The 26,618-nt window shown below is 62.7% G+C and carries 15 protein-coding genes and 1 pseudogene; 3 read left to right on the top strand and 13 right to left on the bottom strand.

Features of this window, described 5'->3' with window-relative positions; genetic code table 11:
- Positions 1-187: 187 nt before the first annotated feature.
- The 5 genes from ACFU4Z_RS35630 to ACFU4Z_RS35610 all read right to left on the bottom strand — a co-directional run bounded on the left by ACFU4Z_RS35630 (position 188) and on the right by ACFU4Z_RS35610 (position 5,530).
- A complete protein-coding gene (locus tag ACFU4Z_RS35630) occupies positions 188-937 on the bottom strand; it encodes a creatininase family protein (protein ID WP_379072588.1) in 750 nt (249 codons plus the stop codon).
- The gene (locus ACFU4Z_RS35625; RefSeq protein WP_379072586.1) at positions 928-1,506 is read right to left on the bottom strand and encodes a hypothetical protein; all 579 of its coding nucleotides are present in this window, start codon (positions 1,504-1,506) and stop codon (positions 928-930) included. The genes ACFU4Z_RS35630 and ACFU4Z_RS35625 overlap by 10 nt, the downstream gene beginning before the upstream one ends.
- 274 nt (positions 1,507-1,780) lie before the next feature.
- Positions 1,781-2,893: a hypothetical protein gene (locus ACFU4Z_RS35620; RefSeq protein ID WP_379072583.1), complete on the bottom strand. Its 1,113-nt coding sequence runs from the start codon at positions 2,891-2,893 to the stop codon at positions 1,781-1,783.
- Positions 2,894-2,914: 21 nt separating this feature from the next.
- On the bottom strand, positions 2,915-4,576 hold the full coding sequence (locus tag ACFU4Z_RS35615; RefSeq protein WP_379072581.1) for a helix-turn-helix domain-containing protein: 1,662 nt from the start codon (positions 4,574-4,576) through the stop codon (positions 2,915-2,917).
- 15 nt (positions 4,577-4,591) lie between these two features.
- Entirely contained in the window at positions 4,592-5,530 is a 939-nt protein-coding gene (locus ACFU4Z_RS35610; RefSeq protein ID WP_379072579.1) for a phosphotransferase, read from the bottom strand.
- 509 nt (positions 5,531-6,039) lie between these two features.
- On the opposite strand from ACFU4Z_RS35610, the pseudogene ACFU4Z_RS35605 reads away from it, so the two are divergent.
- Positions 6,040-6,283 (top strand): annotated as a pseudogene (locus tag ACFU4Z_RS35605) (transposase); the annotation flags it as partial.
- 140 nt (positions 6,284-6,423) lie between these two features.
- Here the strand turns inward: ACFU4Z_RS35605 and ACFU4Z_RS35600 are convergent.
- The 7 genes from ACFU4Z_RS35600 to ACFU4Z_RS35570 all read right to left on the bottom strand — a co-directional run bounded on the left by ACFU4Z_RS35600 (position 6,424) and on the right by ACFU4Z_RS35570 (position 22,302).
- A complete protein-coding gene (locus ACFU4Z_RS35600) occupies positions 6,424-9,222 on the bottom strand; it encodes a pPIWI_RE module domain-containing protein (RefSeq protein ID WP_379072577.1) in 2,799 nt (932 codons plus the stop codon).
- A gap of 18 nt (positions 9,223-9,240) precedes the next feature.
- On the bottom strand, positions 9,241-12,660 hold the full coding sequence (locus ACFU4Z_RS35595; RefSeq protein WP_379072575.1) for a hypothetical protein: 3,420 nt from the start codon (positions 12,658-12,660) through the stop codon (positions 9,241-9,243).
- Positions 12,660-13,781 (bottom strand): hypothetical protein, encoded by a 1,122-nt coding sequence (locus tag ACFU4Z_RS35590; protein ID WP_379072573.1) that lies wholly within the window; start codon positions 13,779-13,781, stop codon positions 12,660-12,662. The genes ACFU4Z_RS35595 and ACFU4Z_RS35590 overlap by 1 nt, the downstream gene beginning before the upstream one ends.
- 39 nt (positions 13,782-13,820) lie before the next feature.
- Entirely contained in the window at positions 13,821-15,248 is a 1,428-nt protein-coding gene (locus ACFU4Z_RS35585) for a PD-(D/E)XK nuclease family protein (RefSeq protein WP_379072624.1), read from the bottom strand.
- A 663-nt stretch (positions 15,249-15,911) separates the two neighbouring features.
- The gene (locus ACFU4Z_RS35580; RefSeq protein WP_379072571.1) at positions 15,912-16,859 is read right to left on the bottom strand and encodes a hypothetical protein; all 948 of its coding nucleotides are present in this window, start codon (positions 16,857-16,859) and stop codon (positions 15,912-15,914) included.
- Positions 16,860-18,781: 1,922 nt separating this feature from the next.
- Complete coding sequence (locus ACFU4Z_RS35575) at positions 18,782-20,302, bottom strand: UvrD-helicase domain-containing protein (protein ID WP_379072568.1); 1,521 nt, start codon at positions 20,300-20,302, stop codon at positions 18,782-18,784.
- Positions 20,302-22,302: an ATP-dependent endonuclease gene (locus ACFU4Z_RS35570; RefSeq protein WP_379072566.1), complete on the bottom strand. Its 2,001-nt coding sequence runs from the start codon at positions 22,300-22,302 to the stop codon at positions 20,302-20,304. The genes ACFU4Z_RS35575 and ACFU4Z_RS35570 overlap by 1 nt, the downstream gene beginning before the upstream one ends.
- Before the next feature lie 524 nt (positions 22,303-22,826).
- Between ACFU4Z_RS35570 and ACFU4Z_RS35565 the strand changes: the two genes are divergently transcribed.
- Positions 22,827-24,188 (top strand): hypothetical protein, encoded by a 1,362-nt coding sequence (locus ACFU4Z_RS35565; protein WP_379072564.1) that lies wholly within the window; start codon positions 22,827-22,829, stop codon positions 24,186-24,188.
- A 1,201-nt stretch (positions 24,189-25,389) separates the two neighbouring features.
- Here the strand turns inward: ACFU4Z_RS35565 and ACFU4Z_RS35560 are convergent.
- Positions 25,390-25,791 (bottom strand): hypothetical protein, encoded by a 402-nt coding sequence (locus ACFU4Z_RS35560; protein WP_379072562.1) that lies wholly within the window; start codon positions 25,789-25,791, stop codon positions 25,390-25,392.
- A gap of 137 nt (positions 25,792-25,928) precedes the next feature.
- On the opposite strand from ACFU4Z_RS35560, the gene ACFU4Z_RS35555 reads away from it, so the two are divergent.
- Positions 25,929-26,240 (top strand): hypothetical protein, encoded by a 312-nt coding sequence (locus ACFU4Z_RS35555; protein ID WP_379072560.1) that lies wholly within the window; start codon positions 25,929-25,931, stop codon positions 26,238-26,240.
- Positions 26,241-26,618: the final 378 nt, after the last annotated feature.

Here is a 26,618-nt window from a genome sequence, read left to right as displayed (position 1 = left end):
TGGCTGCTGTCGCCAGCCTGTGACATTCTCGCGTCGCCTCGCACAGTGTGAGGATCCGCGCGCCGCCAGGCCCTGACCTGCGGATTCTTTGTGGTGGCGCTGGCGTTTTCGTGCGGCATCCACTGGCGTTTTCATGCGGCCACCGCTGAACGCTCTGCGGTTTCCCCAGCTCACACTACTGATATTCTCAGCTGACGCCGCAGTCGCGAGCCGAACTACCCCTTTCCGTCTGCATCGTAATCAGCGCGAAGTATTCACCGAACGACTTCGTCAGGGCATCCAGCGCCGCCTTCCCTTTGACATCGGTCGCTGCCGAGGGGCGTCCGATGATTCCGCTGGAGGTGTATGCCGCCATGCCGAGCAGGTGTAGGTGCGAACGGTCGGACGCCTCGTGATCGGCGTTCCGGAACGATGGCCGCACCAGGTCGGGTTCGGCGTGCAGCAGGATCGAAGTCTCGAGTTCGCCACCGTGCATGTCGTTGTGGGAGTCGGTGTCCATTCCGGCCACCTGTCTGGCTCGGTTCCAATCATCCCGGCCGGGATAGATCACGACGTTTCGGCCGGTGGTATTGGCCTGTTGAGCAATGTTGCTCAGGACGTAGTTGCCGCCGTGGGCGTTGACCAGCACCAGGGTGGTGATTCCGGATCGGGCGAGTGAGCGACGGATATCGCTGATGACGGCGATCAGGGTTGCCGGGCTGAGGCTGACGGTTCCGGCGAATGTCTCGTGCTCATGCGAGCAGGAGATCGTCAGTGGCGGCAGGAGCAGTAGCGGGTAGTTTTCGGCGAGCTGCCGCGCGATAAGGCAGGCGATGACGGTGTCGGTGATGAGCGGTAGATGGTCGCCGTGTTGCTCGAAACTGCCGACGGGCAGCACCGCGATGCGGGCGCCTTTGTCGGCGACGTCGGTCGAACTGGCGGTGGTCATCAACTCCACTCGAGGCTCCTACCGTGACTGGCTCGTGCGCGGTGCGCTTTGCGTACCTGGTGGGTCAACTCCCGCGCGGCACCGGTCTTGCCCGCCTCATGCAACACGGTCGCCGTCGTGCGTAGCTGACCGAGTGTGCGGTGAGACCCGGTGTCGGCCACGATGGTAGCCGCATAACCTGCGACCTCCACCGCCTCCGACCACGAACCTACTCCTGCGTGCACTGTGGACAGCCGGGCAAGCCCCATCCCGAGATCACGGCGGCTGTCGGCACTCCAGTCACTGAGCCCCTGCTCCAGGATGGTCAGCGCCTTCTCCGGGTGCCCGAGTTCGATCCAGCACACCACGTCGAACCCGACGCTGGCGTGCCAGTCGATGCCGACCTCGACCGCTTCATCGCTGAAAATGAAACGGCCGGTGCGGATCTCAGCGATGATGGGGTGCTCGAACTCGCCAGGGTGGGTCTCCAACACTGACGGCTCCACCAGCAGATACACCTGCGGGGCGTCGACGGCGATGCGCGCCAGCGCATCGATCAGACCTGTACTGTGCCCGATCATCAGGACACGCCGCGTCATCGGAACTCACCAGCCATGCCGATGCACGGGCCAACCACCCTGCGCCTTGGACGAGGCGCCACCGAGGACACGACGGCAAATTGGGCTGCGCGCAGGGCATTTTCGCGGTTCAGTGCGTCGACCAGACCGGATCCGATGAATCCGGCTGCTCCGGTCACTGCGACCCGCGTCGTCGATGCTTGGTTGATATCAGTACTGTTCACACAGGAAGAGTCGCGTGAATCATGGTGCAGGAGCTAACAACTGGCTGTAGTACAACAGCCAGTTGTAGGGATCAATCGAATACCGCTGCGGTCGCCAGGCGCAACACGGCGTTACCCGCGGCCTGAACCGGGTGATGGTCGAGGATCTCTTGAACTCGTTCTGCACTGAACGGTTGGAGCTCGAGCAGCCGCCCCTCGGCGTTATTGGTCACCGCAGCACCGAACAACGAGTCGAAGACAGGTGCGTCGATGACGACGGCAGTGAGCAGATCAGTGGCGTACGTCAGCGGATCGACACCGAGACCGAGGCAGTAGACCGCGAGTGTGCCCTCGCGTCGGGCCTGATCCAGGCGCGACGCGAATGGCCAGGCGGCATAGTCGATGGGCGCGTTTTCGCTGCCGTGGTCTTCGGTATCGCCACGGAGTTCTTCGGCGAGCTCACGAACCATGTTGTGCCACAGGGAGAAGTCGTTGCCGATGTTCCAATTGGCGTATCCGGAGGGCTGGAAGATCCCGACGGGAACAACCTGATACATGCCACCGGCGTGCCCGACTTTGCGCGGATCGCGCCAATGCAGCAGAAACGACTTCGCACCGGTCTCCGGTTCGCGTCGGATCGTCAGCGTGCTGATAGCGAGGTTGATCGGTCGCTGGGCCGGATCGCACGGATCGCTGATCGCCTCCCGAACACTGGCGGCGACCGCGTGGCCGCGCTGAGCCAGCGCGAACTCGTGGGCGGCTGCTTCGCCAACGTTGATGCTGTCGAAATAGGTACCGAGGCCGAACCGCAGTATCGGCGGGCTGGTGGTCAGGTCGGCGCCGAGAAGACGGTAGGTCGGTCGATTCTCGAACACCGTCGGGGCGGCGATCTCGGCGACGGCTTCGGCGTAGGTTGTGTACGGTTCGCCACTGTCACGGGTTGGTAAGCAGCTGCTTCCGTCGAGCCGCGCGCCAGCTTCATCGAGTCGGGTTGAGACCAGTTCGAGATCGATCTCCTCCAGCCGTAGCGGCACCGGAGGGATCCACTCCTGTCGAGTCAGCAGAGGCGTCTCAGCGACCCTGCCGATGTTCGGGTAGCTCTCTACCGCAACGGTATCGAGCCAAGACCGGTGTTCGCGCATGTACGTGCGCACCTCCAGCCAGGTGCGTTCGCTCGCCGTCAACTTGTGCGTGTCCGCGCCCATTACTTGCTCCCGAGGTCGGCTCTAGCTGATCAAGCTTCCCCGATGCTGCCACGCCAACGCCAAACACGCCGCACCAGGCGCGGCAATCGGTTCCTTTGTCAGAAGCCTGTTCACGGCCACTTCGGTGAAAGGCACGCCGTCCGCGGCGCGACCATCACCGATCGCGACAATCTCGCCTTCCTCGTTGAACCGAACCGTGGAACCGAACACCTCGTCGAACACCTCGTCGTCGATCACGACCACCGTCAGGATCGTCGCCGCGAGAGTGAGGGCGTCCAACCCGAACCCCAGGATGTGAGCGGTCACCTTGCCCTCTTGCCGTGCCACGCACAGCTTCTGAAAGAGCGTCCACTGCTCATAGTCGATCGGCTCCGTGCGGGTGCCATCGTGCTCGGGCCGCCCGAGCAGCTCCTCTGAATACTCCCGGACCATATTGCGCCACAAAGAGAAGTCATTGCGTCGGTCCCACAGGGCAACGCTCGATGGCTGGAACTCACCCGCAGGAATCACGTCGTATACGCCAGCGGCCGTGGCGACGCGTTCCGGATCCCGCCAGTGCAGCAGGAACGACGGCGGGGACGGATAACGCCGCAACCGCACGGTCAGAGTCGTAATAGCGGGAATGATTGCGCGCCGGGCAGGGTCGAACGGGTCATCACCGATCAACTCGCGGAATGGCAGGCGGCCAGCCAGGTCGGAAACCCGGACCGGCGCTCGGTCCATACATGAGGCCGCCATCTCGTGAGCCAACGCCTCGGACACATCGAGCTTGTCGAAATAGGCCGCCAACCCGAAATCCATGACGCCCGAGGAAACCGAGCCGCCGAGATACCGGTAGCTGGGCCGCGACTCGAACAATTGTGGAGGATCCAGATGCTTCACCACAGAGGTGTAGCTCTCGAACGGTGTATCCGGCGTTCGTAAGGGACGGACCGGCAACGTCGTGGATTCCTTGCCGGTCACCTGCATCGACTGCGGCCCCTCGTTCAGGCGCAGCTGGACCGAGTCCAAGTCCACAGGTTCATCCGGCAACCAACCGTCGCCCGCGATGAGAGACGTTCTCGGCACCCTGTACTCGGGCGCATACCACTGCACGGCCAGTTGAGCGAGGTCGGTGCGGTGTCGATTCAGCCAGTTGCGCTGCGCCCGCCAGCGACCTCTACTCGCTGCGATCGCTGCGGTCACGTTGTCCGATGCGACGGGTCGTCGCGGACGACCCGCGAGGCCAAGCTCTTCCGGCGGAATCCCCAGCACACGCGCAAGACTCTGCCGCTGCTCGAGTGTCACTTTGCGCGTGCTGTTCTCCACCTGGCTGAGGAACTGCTGACTGACGCCCATGGCGCTCGCGATCGCAGCTTGATTCTGGCCACTCGCCAAACGGTACTCACGCACAACCACACCCACCCGGTCGACCGAGGCATGGTCATCATCGTGCCGTAACCACGAAGGCTCATCCGCACGGTCCACGCCATCTCCTCCCCGGGCCGCCACAGGACGCTGCCGCCGCCCCAGCAACTTCACCGCAGCTGCCAAGATGCGCCAGCCGTGGCGCCGATCCACCGTACCCGCGTCGCAGCATGATAGTGCCCAAAGCCGTTTTTCCTGGCTAACATTGGGCGCCGGAAGTGGTATTGGTCGTACCGACCGAGACCCAGCAGAACGATACGCGTGATTGGCCAGCATCAGGTCGCGCCGCTTCTACGGCCATGTCAGTCGTCGCCTCAGCCATGCTCGTGACACCTGCGCCGAATGTGATTGGTGGCGGCGAAGATTCGGTGATCCTGGTGGGGCGGGTAATCGGCTGTTGTTCTCCCAGTAGCCGACCAGCGCACAGACGAAGGCGTTTATCGCCGCCGGATCCACATTACGAGTCGACGAATGCGCGGCAAGGATTGGGTCCGGGTCGACGCCGCTGGCCGCGACTGATGGTGCCAGTGAGACGAGTTCGATCCATGCCGCGCCGCGGCATGGCCACGCCCAGTCGATCACCCACACAGCCCCGTCGGGATGCAGCAGCATATTGTCCGGCCGTAAGTCAGTGTGTAACAAGGTGTCACCGGCGGCGGGTTCAGACCAGGTCGATTCCAACTCGGCCAACCGGTCGAGGTTGCTCAGCGACCAGCTGTCGAGGTCACGAGGAGGGCCAAGCTCGGCAAATCGCTGCCAGCAGTTCAGGCGTGGTCCGTAGTCATCGGCGATCGTGGGCGGATCGGGCAGAGGGCTGGGTGTCAGCGCGGCGGCCAGCTGCTCGACCGTGGCAAGGACCGCGCGCAGTTCGGTCGGCTGACCGAGTCGGGGGTGGCGTCCTTCGAGGTCGTCGAACACCACGGCGAACCATCCCGCAATATCGACCGTGAACTGGACTGAAGGAGTCGGTACCGAGCGCGGTAACCGTGCTGCGGTCCGCGCCTCGGTCTTGTACATGCCCGACAGGTCGTCCTCACAGTTGATCGCTTTGGCGAACACCCTACGGCCGTCCTCCAATAGCAGCCGCGCGGCCATACCGTGGCTGAACCCACCCAACTGGGAGGCGGCCGAACGAACCCGCGCACCGAGGTGTCGTTCGATCTCGGTGCGTACCGGCTGCGGCAGCTCGCCCCACGTGATTCGGTCCGCGGTGCCCGCGATATCGCTCATCCCACCATCGTGAGGCCGCGCGCGGCTGCGCTCCAGCCATCCGCCACCTGCACGCGGGCCAGCGAGTGCGACGAGACACATCATCCGCTTCCCACATATACGCCCGACCGGCTAGAACGACCTCGTCAGGCAGGTCGCGATTGGTGGCGTTCCCGCGCGGATTGCCGCACTCACAGAGCCCGGAACTTCCTGCAATCCGCGCATACTCCGTTGTTCAGCTCAGCAGCCTTTACTCGCCGTCGTCCCAATCATTGATTTTGTCCGCCATTTTCTGGGATCTGACCCACTTTCCGTTACGAAGGTTGTTGCGCTGCAGGTCTTTGACGTCATCGTTGTGCGGCCGTGAGAAGCACGCGTTTGCGTAGCCGTGGAAGGCCGGCCCTGCCGAACGTCTGCCTCTTGATCATTTGATGTAATTGACGCGCCCCTCGACGGGACCGGAGTTCCAGCGAATGGTCAGGCCAGCGGTGACAGCGAGGCCTGACCTCGGTATGGCCGCAGCCGCGCAAGAAAAGCGTCAGCGCCGACTGAGCGGGGTCGATAAGATCGTGCCGTCCTTGTACGCGAAAGGCCTAACCACCAGGGAGATCTCGACGCATTTCGCCGAGATCTATGGTGCGTCGTTCTCGAAGGAGACCGTCTCCCGCATCACCGCCAAGGTGATCGCGGAGATGCAGGAATGGTTGTACCGTCCCCTTCGACGAGATCTATGTGGCGATCTTCGTCGACGCGATCGTGGTGAATGTCATTGACATGTCGCAGATTTGATGATCCTGGTGCCGGATTGCTCAGTTGCTCCGCAGGATTCGTTTGCGGAGCAGGTCGAGGTTTGCTCGGGAACAACTGGCGTTTGATCATCCGATCCTGTTGACCTGGTCTTCGGGCAACCAGCCTCAGTTCCCATCAAAATCGAACGCCAGCTGCCCCTCATCGAGTTCGTCGTCCGCGCCGCCACGCGGGGCATCGCCCTCATCCTCATCGCCGTCTTCATCGTCATATGGCAGCGCGTAGGCGTTTGCCAACTGGGCAATGTGCAAGGCCAGCGGCAGCTTCAGCTCGTCGCGGTAGTCCTCGGCCGATCGCTGTTGATGGAGGTAGAACGCCCATCGTTCAGCTTCGTCACGGTATGCAAACCCGATCATCGCGAGCTCGAGCAGGTTCGGATTCCAAGCGTTCTTGTTGGGCCGCGGGTCGGTGACAGCCGAGGACCCGAGGTGAGGGGTGAGCTTGGTGTCTTCGATCCGGACCGAGGTTTGGGTGCTCGACTTTTCGCTGGTGCTGTAGAAGACACGTGTGTTGGCGTCCTGATCGGCCGGAACCCACAACCCCTTGCTGATACCGACGGTGCCGGCTTCGCTGAGACCCCAGCATGGCGGGGTTTCGTCGCGATCATGAGTGGCGACACGAACGATCCGCAAGTGCGGTCCCTGCAAGGAGAGCCGCTGTAGCGGTCCGTCGCCCAGACTCACCCGTCCATCGACCAGCCCGGGATTCTGCAGCCAAGGCCATCGGCCGCGCGTGTTTTGGGCATGGGTCAACAGCAGGGTTGGTTTACCCCGCAGCCCTGTCAGGACCTGCTGGACGAACCGTGCTGTGAGTTGGCGTTGCGCATCAACACTTTTGAACTCTGCGCTCCGGATCTGTCCAGCAAGGCTGGTGAGCAGTTCTGGGTAGGGTACCCATCCGCGTTGCAGTGGGCTGCAGGCCATGATCGAGGCTTGTCCCGGGCGAACCAGCACCGCGATCGGCGTGAACTGGGGCAGGTTGTTGGTGTCGTCCACTTGTCGCTTCACCAGCCACAGCGCGACTTGGTTGAGGTCATCTGGAATGTCGACAGTCGAGTTCGATCCCGGAATGAAACGCGCGCCTACCTGGCGAAGGCTGTCATCCCACGCGCCGCGAACTCGATGGTCGAGGTCTTTGAGATCGTCGTCGTTAGCAACAGGGCGCAGGAATTGCGTCACGATTCCATGCTCGGCGAATCCCATCCTGATGGAGAATTTGGGATCCGTGGTGCGATGAGGGAAGTCATCTTTTCCACGCAGAACAACGAGTCCTAGTTTCGGTACGATCGTCGAGTTTCCGATTATATCGTGGATCCGGCGCGCGGTGGCTCGTCGGCGCTCGTCAGTTGCCTGCTGATGCTTCTTCCCCCTGGAGGGCGCCTTACCATCCAACTCCAAGGGACCACCGAGATCGCCCAGCGGCTCGAACTGCACGTCGACGGTGAGGCGCGGCGCGTCCCATATCCACTTCGACGGTGTCTCCTCGGTCAAGAATTCTTCCAGTCCGAGGCTGGATTCGATCACGGCTTTGATCGCGGAACGGACGCGGCTGTCGTTCTGGTGAAACACCAGTACCGACAGCATGCCGCCAGTAGCGTCGGCGACCGATTCCCGCCGGATTTGCGCATTGGCCTTGTTGATCTCAAGGTTTCGTAGACGGACTTGATGTGCCTGTTCCGCGGCAGCCTCATCGGTCGGCACCGACACGTTCTTCGTCAACTGCCGCGACTGCTGACGTGAGATCTTGCTGCGGTTCAATGGTTCGGCGTGGATGAATTCGGGTGCCAGCGCCTCACTCACCCAAGCAAGAAGACGGTGCTGTTCCGCAGGCATTAGACCGGTTCCGATGCCGTGGGTGCCCATCATGGCTTGATGCACGAGCGCGGCATTCACACCATCTCGACCCTCGATCCAGCTCCCCGGTTCTTTCACGAAAACTGTAGGGTCCGGCAGGTTCTCGATGGCCGACAGGCTGGTGAGCAACCCCTCTGGGCCGCCGTACCGCCACCGCATCGAATCGGTTTTGGGGATCCGCTCAACCGTGGCGATGGCGAATCTGCCCGGTTGGGGCGCATCATCCATCAGGGGGTCGGTCGCAAGCAGGTACGCGCTGATTCCCCGCCCCCGAGTGAACGGCTGAGGTTTGGTGACCCAGCGACGGATTCCGAAACTCACGTGAATACGAGGAGTTGGAGAGAAGGGAACTGTTCGCAAAAAGATGCGGATAATCCCCGAGTAGCGCCATGCCGACGATGCTTCACCGGACTTCTTGCCGGAGCCTGAATATTCGTGCGGAGGCCAGGACATAAGTTCGGCGCCACCATACCCGCTGGTGGTTACCTGTTTGAATCGGACGGTCTTGCCCGCGTACTCGTATGGGGCAAGGGCCTGAATGCGTTCGGCAACCATCGCGGGAAGCAGGGTGTACAGGTGTGGGTTGGGCACGCAGGTGCCCCCTTCTGACACGGCATGTTCGAGCAGATTGATCTCGTGTTGCTTCCAGTCCAGCTTGTCGATCTTGACAGTGTTCATGGCGTGCTTGAACTGCGCGAATCCCTCGTCGGTCGGATTCATCGCACGAAGCCAGGCTTGCAGGATCCGACGAAATGGCAAGGACTGCACCGGTTCCCGCGAGTACAACCAGGGCCGAGCTTGCTCGAACTCAGCGTCCTTGCCGACGGCTATCACATCGGGCGCCACTGTCCGCAGCACCGCGTTGAGCGACCGGATCGGAACTCGCCGCACCTTCTCGCGCCGCCCCTCCGGTTTGCTGGACCGGTAAAGGTCCAGAATCGGTTCTTCCCAAGCGTCGGGGAAAGTGAGCGTGTGGAAAAGCTGAGGCAGAACGTCGATATCGAGTCGGGGGACGAAGGCAGCGGTCTTGAGGTGGTCATAGCGTGGGGCCATCAGAGTTCCTTCGGAGTTTCAGACGAGTGCGGCGTCGAGCGAGCACAGAGCCAGGAAAAGCGGTTCGTACAGCGCCTGCACGAGTGAGCGATCCATCGGGTCGGTGTCGGACTGTTCGTCGAAGTACGGGGCGAGGACTTCGCGCATGCTGGCGAGCAAGCTGGTTGCCGCGGTATCTGTGCCGCGAAAGGCCGCCTCTCGGGGCGCGAACGCCGCATCGACGAACACGACCCGAGCCGGCACACCCCCACGTACGAGCCTGCCGATGACCTGCCACATGACGACCAGCTGATCCCAGGTGAAGTGGGCCTTGTCGTCGTCGTCCAAGCTGGACCATGCGATCCGGCGAGTTAGCAACCGGTGCCATTCTGCGGTCGCCCGTGCCCGGAATCGGACGCCCGCTCGGTCGAGTGTGCCCAAGCTCAACGCTTTTCGCGCGAAGGCGTTACCACGGACTTCGCGGACCGCCCAGTCGTTAATCGCCTGGATAGCCATACTGATGTCGTCGGGACGCGGGTGCGGGCGTGCCAGGAAGTACACCGTGCCGATCGCTGCCTTCCCGCCAGCCAACACAATGTTGTGCCCGCGTTCCACGGCGAGCAGGGGCGCGACCAGCACCTCACCGGTGAACTTCGCAACATCTCCCCTGCGTAGACGGTGTGTGTTCCCCGTCCCGGCCACCGCCGACCAGGAATCGTCGAAATCGGCATCGTCGGCGATGAGCTGGGTGATCCTGCCCGTCCATTCCGGGATGTCGTTCAGCGTCTCCGCAGCGAACTTCGCGTCGTCGTAGCTCCCCACCAAGAGCAACACCCGTGCCCGATCAACATCCTCGTACCGGATCTCGTCCAGCTCGGTCTGTAGTGGACTAACCGCGTCGATGAGGCTGCGGTCCGGGGTGGCCAGCTGGGTAAGCATCTGATGCAACGCTGTTCTGCGGCGCTCGGCTTGTGCACCAGAGAGCCTGATCGGTTCCTGTGCGTCCTCTGCTCCAGGCCAATAGAGGTATCCGGGTCGGAAGCTGGTTCGGCGAACCGCGCTGACCTCGTCGTCATGCGGTTGCAAGATCGCGCCGACCTCAGCGTGGATGTGGAAACGGCTCGATGTCCCGGCCCAGCTGGTGCCAGACATGAGCAGGACGTTCGTCCCCGGGCGAGAATCGACCAACGGGAGATCGTGAAGGGACAACAGCAGTTCACGACCGACTCCGCTGCACCGGAAGAATCGCAGTTCCCCGCTTCGGTGTCCATCGCTGTCGCGGTCGCCCGGACGGAACTGAAAGCCCAGGATGTTGCCCATCGGCGATTCGGGGATGATCGGTTCGTAGTCCTTGGGGGGACGGCGTGAGAGAACGTTCGACGTGGTCTCCAAGTTCAGGGCTGCCTCGACCCGGGGCCACACAACTGTCATGAAGTCGAGTCGGTTGTGCAACGCCGCCAGGATCAGGGTGAACTCGAATCGCAGCGTGTACTGGTCGAGTTCGTCCTCGGCGATGACGTCGGTGCCGACGAAATCGAGCAGTACGTTCCTGACCCGTTGCCGGGTCGAGGATTCTCGGTGTGCGTGCAGCAGTCCGAGAGTCATCCGGACAAGCGCGTTGACCTGCGCAACAACATCAGTGTTGCCTTCGATATCGTCTCGCTCGCGCACCGGGTCGTCGCGGAACAGGTCCAGCACCGCGTTCAGTCGTTCGACACGTTCGGCGACCTCGGCCGGGAGCGGTTCACCGCTCCCATCGGTGCCGCGTTGTTCCGGGAACCAGTCAGCGATGAGCTGGCGGTGCAAGGTCAGCGCACTGAAATAGTCTTCGCCGATCCAGCCCAACAGTTCGGGGTGGTTGATGACCAAACCATAGAACCTGTCCACCGCCGAATTCACGGTGTTCACCGCGTTGGTCCAGTCATCGACGTCGTGTCGTGACAGTTGCAGACGACCGTCGCGGGCGAGCTCGCTGATCTTGTGACTGGCGACTTCGTCCAGCCAGGAATTGGGCGAACGCCCGGCCAATGTGGTCGCAGGGGCGAAGATGCTGTCCAACTGCATCTGCACTCGGTCGGCTTCGTCGATGACGATCAGTCCGCTGGTGCGGCAGGCGAGTTCGAGGTATCGGATCTGCTCGCGGTTCTGTGGTGCTGGCACCGCGCTGTGTACCAATCCGGCCGGGGTAGCCACCCAGAGCTGTGCGTCGACCAACGCGCGTGGCGCATGATGTCGCGGACAACTGGACCACAGGGGGCACGAGTGCCGACCCTTGCGGGGTCGACGCGATTCGGATTCAGACTCCTCAAGGTCCGTGTCGGAGTCACTGGCATACAGGTTGTAACAGGGCGCTTCGCCGATCCGCAGCGCCTTACGCGCTTGCACACCGCGCAACGCATCAGTGGGGCACGCACTGCTGAGATAGGCGAATCCGGGATGATCGTGCGCGAGCATGCTGTCCGCACCACCACTTGCGAGTCGACGATGCAACCGCTCGATATTGCGATCACGGGTCGAGTGACCCAGTACGGGTGCCGCTGTGACCCCGAGCCCGGTGAAACGTTGTGTGACTGCCAACACTTCGGCAACATCGCCAACCACGATGGTGACCCGGCGGCCCCGCTTCTTGGTGACCCAGAAGGCGAGGATGTCCCGCAGTGTCGACTTTCCTGCCCCGACCATCCCAACAAGGTTGAGTAGCCGGTCAATCCGCAAAGTCTCTGAGCGAGCGAACTTCCCAAGTTCGGTGTTGCGGGTGAGCAACCGTACGCGATCGAGTCGGGACAGCCAGTTTCGGTCCTGCTCACGTGGTTCGGCGGCATCCATCTCCTGAGCGGCTTGCCGAAGCTGCTCCCACGTGACTTCAATGGGTCCGTCCCCGCCGACCGCCGACCGATCCAGCTGGTGTGTGGGTGTTGTTGGGCAGCCGCGGATCAGCTCCTTGGGGAATGCGACGGACTGCCAGCTGTCACGGACCATGAAGTCGTAGTCGCCTGGCTCTGCGGCGGTGACGTTGTGTGTTGCGAACGGCGGCGCCGAATCGAGCAGTTCCTCGAACATCTCGAACCGTTTGGCGGCGTGGCTGACAACGAGCGGGACCGGTGGACTATCGACGTCGGGAAAGTCGAAGCCTCGAAGGTCGACCGGCACGGTCAGGTAGTGGGTGAGGTGTTGGCGCCATTCGTGGCGTCGCCGCAAATCCCACAGGTAGTGCCGGGCCCGTCCGATTCGTCGTCGATGCTCCTCAGTGGTGACGTCACCGAAGACCTCGCCGAACGGGTAGCCGGTCAGCAACGTCCAGGCATCGCTGGCGTTTCGGTGTGGGTTGAGGCAATGTTGCACGTAGAGGCCGAGTTCGACATCGAGAAGGTCGCCAGGCCGGAATCCTGCAGGCATGGTGGGCCAGACAGACCTCAACTGTGCGGCGAGTTTCTCGTGCCATCCGCTTCGTGCCCGCATTATCGATCCTTCCGCTCAGACCGACGGACCGCGCTGGCACGGAGTTGCTTCTTGGCCGCAGTCACGATCTCGGTGTCAGTCGCCAGTTCGAGATGTTCGCCAACCTCGGGGTCCACATGGTGGTGGAAAACGGTTCGGTAGTCGCGACGTTCATCGAACCTGTACTGCGGAATCACCAGGAAGGCGCGATGATAGGGCGGACGTTTCGGCAGTGGACTGGCTCGACGGGCTAACAACGCCGGATTGGCGTAGTCCTTCACATCGATGGCCCACACACTCCCGTTGGCGAACGTGATGCGCAGGTCATAGGCGTCGAACTCGGGCCACATCTCAACAGCCAAGCCGAGCGATTCCAGGTCCGTCTGCAGGTCGGTTTCGGCCAAACCAGGACCAGTGACGAACACGCGAAGCGGCCTCAACAGCTGGTACACGAGTTGATGACGACCTGGGTCGATCGTGTCTCCCAGAGCAACGCCCTCGCGACGGCACCGATCGAGTTCACATCGGAAACCATCTTTGCCCACCGGGACGAGCAGCCCCTTACACCGTCCGCACAGACGGTAGGTTCCGTCGCGGCGCAACGACGATGGTGCAGGTCGGTATGAATACTTGATCTGTTCGTCCAACAACTCCAGCTCGATGTTGCTCGTGGAGACCGACAGGAACTCAGACCGGCTGAGCACTGGCTGCGTGATCAGCAGCTTGCGGAATTCGCTGTACGAGTCCGGGGCGTGGGCCGAGCGAGTTTTCGCCAGCACCCCGAGCATCACCTTGTTCTCGACCAGCTCGGCGAGGGTGTCCCCAGCATCGACGAGCCACTCCAAACACCGTTGCGTCGGAACCATAGTGTCCGGGTCGACCAAGACCGTATCCTCGGCGGCAAGGTCGGTCGGCAGGTCCAATGGCCACTCACCGAGTGGTCGCTGTGCCCAGCGAACGAGATCGGCAACACTGTGTGGTGGTGGGGCTCCGCGTTCAAGCGCGAGAAGAACAACCTGGTTGAGCGCCTTTTGAACCGCGTCCGGATAGATTGTCTTGCTCGGACCGCGCTGCTGCGACAGCTGCACCATCGCGGTGGCGACAAGCCGCACGACGGACTCACTGTCAATCACTGGCGCCATATTCCCAACGGTGTGCGTCATCGCGGTACAGCCTCCGCTTCATTCGCTTTGAGGGGCAGCAGAACTCGGACACCACTTAGATACAGGACACCACTGACAAGCCTTGCCCGGGCGCGGCTCGAAAGCGTCATCGAGGCGCCATGGAGTGGCCAGTTCTCGCAGAACCTGACGCGCGTAGGCAACCCTGGCCGGGTCCGTCGGATCAATCAGATGCAACTCGGCGCCACCAGGATGTAGCAGTTCAAGCTCCACCCGCGAAGTGTCATCCCGGCCACCGAGCGCACCAGCGCCCAGGACAACCACCGCCAACGCGAGCTGTGGGTACTTGTCCAGCAGCTCATCACCCACACCCCGCGGCGTCCGCTGGGTGGTCTTGGTCTCGTGCCACACCCATCCGCCGTTCTCGCGGTACAACAGGTCGGGTTTGGCGATCACCACAGCCTGTGCCGCGGGATCGAAGAAACTTAGCGTGGGTTCAGTGCGGATCTCTGTGATAGGTGCATCCACCGAGAATGGACACACATCGATGTGGTTGCTCAGCATCGACGCACCGATAGCGGCTTCCTCGCCGGCAATCTCCCACTCGCCCGCAGTCCACGGCTCACGGCCTGAAGGCATCCGCTCCGGTGTGCACGCTGGGTGATCGGAAGCATGGATGTCTTCAAGCCACCGGTGTACGCCCTGACCGAGTGCGGCCTCCGTGCTGTACTCGGAGATTCGGGGCAAGTGAACGCTATACATGTAGCTCTGAGCCGGACAGGTGCGGTAGTACCGCAAGTCGCTGATCGAGGTCGTCCGAATCGGTGTGGACCGCGCGTCGACTCCCAACAAGCCTGGAATCCGCGCGAGTGCATCGCATCGGTCCATCACCTTGCACTTGCCGCAGGCCCACCCCGGCTGCGGATCGTCGCGGCGAGCCAGTTCGGCCACAACATCCCGGCCATGCTGAACGTAGAGGCGTTGCGCCTGTTCCGGTGTCCCGTCGAACAGGATCCGAACCGATCCATCGAACAACCCCACCTCCACCACACGTACATGCTCTACCCCGTCACAAAGTCCAAGTTCGAAAGGCTCAGACCACGGGCGCGGCCACTTCCCAGCCGCGCCGAACGCTACGACGTACGCCGCCATCGCCGTCGCCGCAAGATCATCGTCATCGGAGCGCCCGGCAACCGACCCCATGCGCAATAGACGCAGTTCCCGACCACCGGTGGCAACCGATTCGTATCGGCGCCCCCAAGCCCACATCTCCCACAACGCATTCGGGCTGTCCCGCTGCGCCACCCACCACCATCGAGCCGGACTCATCCGCTCTGACATCGATGAAGGGTGCTCCGCATACGAACGAACAGCGTGTTCGGCATACCGTTGGGCCGCAGGATGCAACACTGTCCGGCGCTTCGTCAGACTGGTGACGGCCTGCTCGATGTCCGCATTCCCGAACTCGATCATGTCCAGCGCATCCATCACCGCGCGGAGAACGAACCGATCGAAACGCCCACGCCCCGCCGTAGTCCGAGATGTGACCGAACCTGGTCTCAACGAGACCGACCGAGACCGATTGCAGTCGCGATCCAAACCTCGCGCAGCTGAAACACTCAGCCGGAGAAGCATTTTCCCCATCCATACCCCCACGTGCGCGAAGCACCAACGGATGCAGCCTACCGACCGACAAGCCCATTGGGATCAGAGTTGGCACATCCAGTTACCACCTCCGCCGTTCCAGCAACGTCATGCGACACCAGCCACCATCCGGGCGAAGACCTTGTCGACTACGACGGTGTAACAAAGCTCTTCAAAGGGCGCACAGCTAGGAACTTCCGAATCCCGCTGTCCGCGAAGGAATACAGCATCGGCGAATCGGTGGCGTAGCCGCTCGGCCGAGGCATCGGCGATCTCGTCACCCGGACCTCCACTCTGACCAGCGGCGACCGCCGCTCGGTCATCGACCCCCGTGCCGTCTCATAAACATTCGGTGGCAAAATTGGTGTGAGTTTCGAGAGCGCGTGTGTAGTTCTTCGTGCTGTTTCTGGTGGTGGATTACCTTGGGCGACGGTCTGCGGCAGGCTCACGCGATCCCTTAGTGACGTCGGCGCGATCGATTGTGGGGTCCATCGCTCGCAGGATCGTTCAAGCTCGCCGCTGCTTTCCAGGGCGGGTGTTGGTGTTCGGATAGGTGAGGCGGGCAGTGATGAATGCGTAGTCGGCGTGGTGGTCAACCCAGAATCGTTCGGGCTCGAAGGGATCCTGTTGTGCGAGGAAAAACAACCAGCTGCGGGCTTCGGACCCGGTGGACTCGCGGGCTTCGCGTCGCGCTGCGGTGATCTCGCGGCGCAGTGCCGCACGCAGTTTCGTCCCCCATGCCGACCAGTCGATGGACACACGGTACGGGCGGGTTACTCGCGCCCGATTGTCCAGTTCTCGGTCTCCGGCGTACAGCGATATCACCGCGGTGTTGGTTGTGAATTCCGGCGGACTACTCCACGCCACCTCGGCGTAGAAGATCCGCTGGTGGGGATAGTCGGTGATGGCGTAGAGACCGAGCCGTTTGAATGCGTACTGGTAGTGCTGGACGTCCATGCCGGGGAGGTTGATACGCAGGACTGCGCGGCTGTTCGGGTAGCGGATGAACGTGCGGCAGAAGGGGCGGATGGTGGAGGCGGTGGCCTCCCGTAAGCCGCGTTTGCCTTCGCTGGTGGTGGTCGAGCTTGTTCGGCTCTGGCTGGATTGTCGCTCGGGATCTTCAGGCGCGTGGAGGTCGACTTGTTCGCGGCGTTCGGCGCGGACCAGCTGGTAGGGCACGCTCACCCCACCGCCCAGACGTTCGGTGGGCGCGGGTTCGAGCGGACCGGAACTTCCTACCAGAACCAGGTCCCCTGCGATCTGACAGTCAGGTAGATGCGGCTGCTGTCTTCCTGCCCGGAAATATGGTGTGACGTGCTCGGATGTCAGCGCCGCCGGAGTGACTGGGCAGCCACAGCCGACACATTCATAGGGGCCGCTTGTTGCCTCGATGCGGTAGCTCAGTTCGATCGCGTCCACGATGACCTGCCGACCGACATCCCACGCCTGATCCATCCGACCCCTTCACCACACCTGGCCGCGTTGGCAACTCGCTTCCACAATGCCCCGTCAGGCACCAATCGTACTGCGCGCGAGCGCATTCGGAATTCTTTCGGGTTACACTCTCGCGTTCACCGCCGGCCGCACGGCGGAGAGGGCGACTCGCGGGTAGGAAACGTGGTGATGTGTCGGTAATTGCGGATATCTCCAACGGAGTTCGAGAACGCCTTCTGCGACCACCAACAGCGCGACCGCCAGGTCAGCCGGATCTAGTTCGCGGCGGGCGGCTCGTGCCGGACTCACATCGCTCAACGCCAGATCCCGCAGATACCGCACCACCGGCTCCACCGGGCACCCGATGCTCATCCACCACCAGCAAAGGCGGAAGCATTCCCGGGACCGGCAACCACAGCACCGCCCGTGGGCGGTTATGCCGACCATCAGCAGGCAATCACGCAGACCATTCCGCACACCACTCCTTCGTCGGGTCGACTTCGAGCCGAAGTGGATCTTGGAGGGGTACCGCTAGACGTGCCGACTGACGATGGCCGTATTCCCGGTGCGATTGCTATCGAGGTTGATCCGGGTCAGAGCCGCGCCGACCCTGCTCAGCCCGTGCGGCGAGGTCTGCGAATCGACTCCGCTGCCCCACCAGCGGAGCCAGGTACCCCTTGCTCTCGCCGTAGTAGTCGAACAGGCAGGAGTCGCAGACGATCGTGTTGCTCGCACCGGCACCGTAAAGGGCACCGGCGCCGGGCGCCACACCGCCCCGGCATTCGGAGCAGAGTCCCGGGTATTGGTTACGTTGCATAACGTTCTCCATGAATGACATTGGTAGGCCAAGACATTCGTCCCGACCGGGAGTCTTTGAATGATTCCAGCGGGTACCGACAAGTTGCGCAAACTCCGCTGACACGTGGAGCCGGGCAGTTCGTTTGGTTGGCGTGAGAGTGAGTCATGACGTCAGCTCGGCGTGGCTGGTCAGCCGTTGATATGAGATGATCGGCACCGCTGCGATACCCGCAGCTCGCGCTCGGCATCCTCCAGGCCGCCGGCCACTGGTGGTGCGAATGGACCGGGGCGAAGGGTCCCTAGTCCGGAAGCACCTCGCAAACTTCGCGACATAAAGAACATCGGGCACGTCGACCGGCAGCATCTGTAGTTCGGCGTCGTAGATCTCGACCGCGTGCGCCACGGCCCGTTTCGGATGCAGCCCTTCGAGTCCGTCGAGTCGGCGTTTTGGGGATGACACGGGTCAGGCGTGGCGTGAAGTTGACGGTCGAGCGGAATCCGAGCGTGGTGTCGAATCCCGGGAACGGGATATACAGATGCGTCAGGTGAGTGTTGGGCATGGCCCCGATACTGAGGCTGCACTGTCCAACCACGCTCGAGACCCATCGATCGATGCCTGCGTGCCGACAATGGCAGCCTTCACCACACGCGGACTTGGAGCTGGCCCAAATTGCCACGCTGGGTAATGAACTGGCGGTCCACCGCCTTCCTGATGACCGACCCACTGCTCCCATTTCCTGTGGGGATTGTGGCTCATGCTTGCTTGCTGTGTCATCCTGTTCGGGCGTTGGAGAATTGAGCGTGCCTCACGGTCGGCCGACCCGCCGCCCGAGGCGGCTGGACCCCGACGGGGTTTCCACGTTCCGCTTGCGCGAGATGCCTCCGGGTTCGGGCGCCCGCTTTGCCCGGGGCGACGGCGCTCACCCTGATAGCGCAGACTGAAGTTCGGTGAGTGCCATCACCCAGGTGTGCAGCCGTACCCGTCGGAGCCTTATGTCGCGTGTCAACATCCCTCTCACACACTGGCATTCGCCCGGAATATCCGATGCGGTCGTTCACCGGAAGGCGATGAACCATCCCCGCGGCGTCTGACTCCACACATGGGAGGACGCACCGGCCTCGGCTGTCCAGAACGGCACGCCCGGCTAGCTAGTCGCCCCGGTCAGGTCGAGCTCGTGCGGACTCCGCAACGATCCGCAGGTGTATTTCGCTCTGGTCAAAGCCACGTAGAGCACACAGTGTTCTGGCTCAAGTTCACGCAGACCCTCATTGAGCATGCGCTCCTGCTCGGAGTTCAGCGCAACCCCGACACGGTCCCACTCGCGCCCCTTCGCCTGGTGGACTGTCAGTCCGGGGATAAGGTCGCGGCGCTTCAGCCGCGCACGGAGAAGATCGAGTTCGCCGTGTCGGACGCTCTCATCGGCTGCCCTGCGAGGCCGCCTCCGTCCGGCCCCCTCCATCCGGAGCCGGAGTCTTTCGAGGACCGCGTCTGCCGGGACGTCTCCGACAAGCTCCTCCAAAGCCGGGCGGAGAATCACATCGCGGAAATCCTCTAAGACTTCGTCGGTCATGCCTAGGCGGATCACGGCGTTCTGCCTACCGAATGCGGGCAACCCGATCCCTGATCCGGTCGCGATATCGAGCAGAAGGCAAAGGACCGCGTCGATTTCACTGGTGAATCCTGATCGGAATGCCAGCGGCAAGATGTTGTCGCCGACTTTCCACAACTCAGCCCAGCGGCGTGCAAGTGCGATGTCGACCGCGTCGCTGGCAATCGGCAGTAGGTCAACTGGCTTGCCATGCCGGAGTCGGTCGGTGAGCTCGCGCATCTGCTCGGACTTGAAGCGGAACGACTTCGGCTGGTGGAAATTCGTGAACTCGTGTTTGTCCTGGAGATTGCTTTTGACCTTCGCGGGGGTGGCGCCGCGCCAGTCGTACAGTGCCTGCCATGGGTCGCCAACGACGGTTACCCCGATGCCCAGCGTGGCTGCTCGGGAGGCTACGTGGAGGTCAAGCTCGTCAGCGTCGTAGATCTCGTCGACAATAATGTGGCGGTAGTTCTTTACCATCCAGTCATCGATAGCGTCCTGGGCCCCGTTCAAGCCCAGCACTGTATTCAGAATGTGTCTCACGTCGTCGTGACTGATGCAGCCGGCCTCCAGGACTGTCCGATGATCCCCCGCCCGTCCGAATCCGTAGGTCGACCTTTTCGCGCGGACGCTGTCGCTCCAAACAGTCCCGTCGAGTTTGCAACTCGCGATCCGAAGCCAGCCCTTGACAGCGATCCACTGGTATCCGGATTTGCTGGAGTAGTCGTCTATGACGTCCACCTCGTGATGACCGTTCGGCCACTTCAGGAGCCCTAGGCGGAGCAGGTGCTTCATCGTCCGGACGTGGAAGTCGTCGAAGGTGGTCACCAGGTTCGGGAAGACGAGCGCCGGGCGTCCCCATCGGGCAGCAATCCGGCTTCGGAGTTCCCCGACCGCCGTCCTGTTGAAGCTCAGCCCAATTACTCCGCGCCGGCCGCCCGGGTCCTTGTGGTGCAGATAGCCGAACCGCTCCGCGGCCACGGTCGTCTTGCCCGACCCCGGTGCAGACAAGATGTTGACGAGCGGATCGTCCGCGGCAGCCGCGAGTACCTGTGGGTTCTCAAGCCGTATACCCATCAGAACAGCAGGTCGTTGTCGACCCGCTCGGCACCCACGGCGGCGAACTCGGGCTGCCCGCCGCCGCCAGGTGCGACCGCATCCGAAACAGGGCCAGTGCCGCCTACCGCCGTAGCGGATACGGTCGCGGTTGGGGCGTGGTCGTTCCAGAGCCAGTCAAACAGCTCGACCAATTGCGCCGGTACGACCGCCGTGTCCAGATTGTCCTCGACCTGGCCTGCCAGCTCGAACGCGAATTCCCCTTTGGCACGCTTGTTGTTCTCCACGCGGAAGAAGTCATCGACGTTTTTGGCCGTCGGCGCCTCCCCGAGGTCCTTGTTGCACAACTTCAGTGCTTCCTCGATAAGGGCCTCGTTGCCCGTAACGAGCGTCGGCTCGAGCGTCGGCGCAGACCAGAACACGCGCACATGAGCAGAGCCTGCGAACGGAGCGTGCCACGGCGGCGGCTTCGGACCGGGCAGCGGGTCACCACGCTCGTCGGTGTCACACAGCAGAGCGACCTGCCGGGTCAACTCGTGCCCAGGCTCCGCCAACAGGCGAACCGGCCACTCGCCGACTCTGTGGCCGACGTACACAACCGCCAGCGCGTCGATGAACGCGCGCTTACCGTTGTCGCCCGCAGCCCACGCCCGCCCGAACGACCGCAACAATGCTGCCTCCGTGACGCCCTCGACCAGCACCACACGCTCAGCGAACAGCGCGCCCGACCGGCTCGCGTCCAGATGCAGCTCCGTCATCCGGCGAACCTTGCGACCCATCGCGGGATCCCAGGGGATGTTTGCAATCATCCGCGAGACGACCTCGCCGCCTGCGTCACGGCGCACGATGACCAGATCGTTTGGTTTGCATGCCGAAACCATTTCGCCAGCATGCGTCGAGACGATGACCTGAAGGTCCGGACGCTCTACCGTGCTCGCCCGCAGATATCTGATGAGCCCATGCTGTAGCTGTGGATGCAGGTGCGCCTCAGGCTCCTCGATAAGGACGGTTGCGTGGAACAAATCCGGCCAAAACGAGTCCTGCTGTTCCTCGGCCAACTCATCGGTCTCCGCGATGCGCTTCCGTGCCGCAGCGGCTGCCTCCTCCTCGGTCAGCTCCCGCTCCTGCGCGCCTTGCTGCGCTGACTGTTCCTCGTCAGCTTTGACATTTCGTCCGCGGGTCGGGGCGCCAGGAGCAGGCGACGGCGGACCGACCAGCACCTTCGACGGATCCGGAATGCCGGCGAGCGTGACCGCGATATGAAGCAGATTCACGTACCCCAGACTCGCCGCCTCCAGACGGCGAGCTCCGTCCGCACTCGCCGTCGTCGCCAGCAGCAATTCAAGAACCCGAGCCAGATACGAATCGTCGGCACGCTGAGTACCGAGGAACGCAAAATGCTCCTGGACGCCGGTCGTCACGTCCTTCAAGCTCTCCGCGATGCGCCCCTGCACATCCATGAGCAACTGCTGGGTCGTCAGTTGCTTCAACAGGCGCTCCGCCTGCGCACGGACCTGAGCGAGCGACCCGCCAGCAGGGTTGCGCTTCTGCTCGGCGCGCATCAGCTCCAGCAACACCCTGGTCTCACGTCGCGACAGCTGGTCGACCGGGTTCCTCAACGCGGGCAGGTACACAAGCCGAACCTGCTCGTGACCGTCGACAGTGGAGTCGATACCAACCGCCCGCACCCGGCCCAACGACCGCTCCAGCGTCCGCCGCCACATTGGCGCACCTAACCCCATCGCCTGCCGCGCCTCACCCAGCGCGCCCTCTTGAGCCGGGTCGGTCTCCATCGCATACTCGACATCGATTCTCCGAGGCGCTGGGCCAAGCATCGACGCGTCCGGCTGCTGAAGCTGCGGGAACCGCTCGACGTGCGCCCAATAGATCGCGTCGTTGATCGTGGTCTTCCCGACCCCGTTCGACCCCACCAACAGACTGAACCGACCAGGGAACTCTACGAACACGGGCGACGTCGCGGCCGCCCGGAAACCCTCCACGCGGACCTTCCGCAGATGCACGACGCCCCCTCGCAATGCGAACTCGCACCAATATCGATGAGCCGCCCCGACACAGCCCCTGCAGCAGGCTACCTCAAGTCACGGGGGCTGAAGATGGCCCTCTGCCGACCACGGTCTGGCCTGCCCGAACGCTGCGAAGGATGGGACGGACAGACCAAGCCGCCTGGGCTGTCGCAATCCCTTCAGATTGGATACTGATCCACGATGACCAGCCGTTTTCCGGTTGCCCATGTTTTGTGTGTCCTGCCGAAGGCACCGACCTGCGACAGCGGTTTCTGCATGTCAGCAAGGTTTCCGGGCTCCGGTCAGTTCATATGTGCGGCGTATCGAGGTGACCTCCGCGTTACCGCTGACGGACAGGTGGTCGGTGCTGCAGGGGCCCTTCCGTCCATCGGCGGGTTCAGCGAGGCTTCGAGTCGTGCCAGCACGTCGAGGCCGAGGCAGCTGCGACCTTCGATCCAGTGGCGGTGGACCGTCGGGAATTACTGCGCCTGTGTCAGCCTCATCAGAGACAATCTCGATCGATGGACGATCAAGAACTCGAGAAGCTGCGGACCCTGCTGCACGCACCCTTCGCGCACGACACTCATAAAGAGCTGAGCGCTCGATTCGAACGACTGGGGCTGACCCGGTACGACGTCGAAGGCACCAAACGAGAACGGGTTACCGCCGTCATGAAAGCCATTCCAGCGAGCGAGCTTCCGCGGATCGCAGAACAGATGATGGCCGAGTCGATGGTGACGCACAGCGACGGCATCACTATCCAGGACACGCTCTGGGCCGGATCCGGTCCGACGATCGTCGAACGCACGCGCCGCGAGTTGGCTGAGGCGCTCGATATCGAGGAAATAGTCGGCCTTGACACCCAGCGGTTCCTCGACATGATCGGCCGGTGGTGGGACCTCGACCGATTCGATGGCCTTTTCATCGACGGACAAACCCTGCGCGAGAAGGTGATTCGCCATGTCTTCCGTAACCCGGGTGACTGGTCGGTGTCGGACCTGTTCACCCAACTCGAAGCGTTCGAGGCCCCGAATCCACGGTTCGCGGCCTTCCTGGAAGACCTAGTCTCCCCAAAGATAGTGCTCGACGAACCCAAGCAACGCAGGCTGGTCGACACGATTAACAACCACCTACGCAGAGACCACCTCGCACTGCGCGAGGACGGCACTCATGCCGGCTACCCAGTCTTCCGCATATCAGCAACGGGAGTCGCGGCGACGCCGCCGAAAACGCTGGTCTTCAGCGGCAAATTCAAGCCCGATATCCGACTCAGCAGCGTGCCCGACAACCGCCTCGAGATCGTCGACAACGGCGCGGATGCCCTGATCTACGACCGACCGATCGGCTCGGACGGCTTGCGCTGGCGTGATCTACACCGCTGGTGGTGCGACCGACACCCAACCATGGACAGCGACACTGCAAAGAACCAGCTCTACCAGCGACTAGGCCAATACTTGCCCGAATCCTCACCACCACAGCGCCTGCTGTACCGGCTCTACCACGAGATTCACGGGCAGCGTGTATGGGACCTCCCAGCGCTGCTACCCGAAGTATGGCTGCACTGGGACCACCAGACCGTGCGCCAACGCGGCGCGCAAGCGCTGCTCAACCAACGAATGGACTTCCTGCTCCTGCACCCTGGCGGGCACCGTGTCGTTCTCGAAGTCGACGGTAAAACCCACTACACCGACCAAGATGGCAACGCCTCACCGCAGGTCTATGCACGCAACACCCGAATCGACAGGAACCTGCGGATGCGCGGCTACGAGGTTTTCCGCTTCGGTGGCGCCGAGCTGACCGACCCCGAAACCGCGAAACCGTTACTCACCGAGTTCTTCACGGCGCTGTTCGACAGATTTACAGACCCCCGCAGACCAGTATGAACTGGACCATCGCGCTGCCAGGCCACAACCACCCGTGCCAACGGACCAACGCCGGGACTGTTCGCGCGTTCGACCTGTCGGGGTGCGTAACCTATGGTCACCAGCGGGCGACGCCGCAAGCCTGTGCGGCGAACTTGACCCGCCCAAGAAATTCCATCCCGCGACCGAAAACAATCACTGGACGGCGAAAAAAGATCCCCCGGACAGGCTCTCACTGTCGACTGCGGGCCGCATCGCCCATCGCGGCGGATCGGAACCACGGCGGTCCGCACGCCGCATCCATCAAACACACAACCAAAACGGGGGGTTTTCGGGGGGACAGGACCGGAAAAACAGGTCAGGCCCAGTCATTGACTGGGCCTGACCTGCTATTTCTGTGGAGCTAAGGGGACTCGAACCCCTGACCCCCACGCAGCCATGCCGGTCAGCCCAAGACTTCCGACCGACAGTTTCGCGCCGACAACAACCCGCCGCATCAACAAAGTTGCAGGTCGGCGGCGTACACCACGTTGGGGACGTGGGTCAGTTCCCCCTCCGGACACTCAATGACACGGTTCCGTGGCAAATCTGCCACGGAACCGTGTATTTTTTGGTCTTTGGCAGGGGTCCGGACACGTTAGCGGGGGCAAAAATGCCGCGCGGTGGTGTCATTGAGAGGCCCGGACACCTTCACGATGCCAGCGTCGGCTAGCACGGAGGGACCGTCGTCGCGGTCGGGCGCGGGCCTGCGTCGGCTCGATTCGACTACGCGTCCGAACCGGGCCAAGTACCACTCGATGACCTGGGCACGAGTCATCAAGGTGGGTTTCTTCAAGATCTTGACCGTGGCCAGGCGAGCGTCGGATGATGTGTACCTGACAGTGGTGATGGTCGCTGCGAGCCGTGAAGTATTTCCGGTTCGAGCTGGGGCGGTCGATCAATCGGTCCAGCGTATTCGGCGCTGGCGCTGTCGGTTTCCCGATCGTCGCCGAGCCGATGAGCAGTGCCGTTCTGCAGGCGCCGTTCGTCGCGTCGTGTTAGGAGCGCTGTGAGTTTAGACGAAGTCCCGACGACACAACCTTCGGCTCATCGGCAACCGCCGATGCTCGACAGCCGCGCCGGCGATTTCGGCCGCTCACCGGCTGGTTCTCCTCGATTTCGTGAGTACATCGACCAGCTGCGCACGAGGGTCGCGCCGACCACGTTGGCGACCTATGAGTCGTCATCGCGTGCGATTAGTGAGGAGTGGGGTGACCGGGAGTTGCGCGAGTCGACCACCAGGGAGATAGAAGAACTGATGGATGCGCATCAGATTCGTTCTCATGGTCGCGCCAATTCGCGTGGCGGACATGCAGCTGCGGAGAATCTGCTGTCGGCGTTGCGGCGCCTCTACAAGCACGCCGAGCGTGACAAGCTCATCGATCCCTCCAGTAATCCAGCGTCGGCGGCGAAGCTTCCATCCCGGCGTGCTGGCAAAGGTGACGTTCTGACCATCGAGCAGCTGCTGGAAGTTCATCGCGTTGCGTCCACCGCCGGTGATGACCCCGAGTTGGACGAACTGATCGTCATGCTGCACATCCAAACAGCTTGCGGCCGGCAAGCTGTCATTGATCTCGCGCTCCACGATCTCGACCAGGACAACTGCCTGGTGCGGCTACGCACGCGGGGCGGCGGGTTTCACTGGCATCCGGTTTCTCCCCGTCTCATGGCCGGCTGGGAAGGCATGCCGTACGTCGGGGAGGTGGGAACATCACATATCGCGTGCTGCGCAAGCGCAACGGGCGGCCGATCACCCGCAGGCGCTACGACGGGCTGTGGGACCGCGTCCGGGAGAACCTGCCTTGGGCAAGGGAATTGGAGGTCACTACCTACTCGATCACCGAGACCGTGCGTGCCCACATCCGGCAGCTGTTCGGCGAGACGGTCGAGCGGGTCTACGTCGGGCAGTACCACGAAGACACAGCTGTACTTACCCATCTCCGCGGCGATGTCATCGAAGCACTTATGACGATCACCGGCGAACCGCATCCACTCGCCAGGAGCAAACGGCCTCAGGGCCCACCCCGTCGATAGGCGAACGCGATAGTGGACGCTGGCGAAACAACCTCGGGTGGGATCAAAGGCCTAATACCGTTCACGGAACAAACTGTGCGCGTATGGGATGTAGCGACCGGCCGCCCGATCGGTAATGCTTTTCCTGGTGCCTCGGTGCGCCGTATCGCCGGCAAGGACTTGCTGGCTTGTCCGTCATCTCTGACGGCAGTTATTCACGAATCTCGACGGCACCGCCAATCCGCAGAAGACAGTGTTCACGAACAACGACAGCGCCTGGCGGCCTCCAGCTAACGCCCGCCCAGCGGCTACTTAAGACTGGCGGTAGGACCGGTGCTCGGCCAAGCTCTGGTCCAGGTGCCCGGTGAGACGCTCCCCCAATGCGGCTGCCCACCATCG

Origin of the sequence: Nocardia sp. NPDC057440 (assembly GCF_042802915.1) — a bacterium.
In the GTDB taxonomy this organism is placed as follows: domain Bacteria; phylum Actinomycetota; class Actinomycetes; order Mycobacteriales; family Mycobacteriaceae; genus Nocardia.
This window is presented reverse-complemented; position numbering and strand designations above follow the sequence as displayed.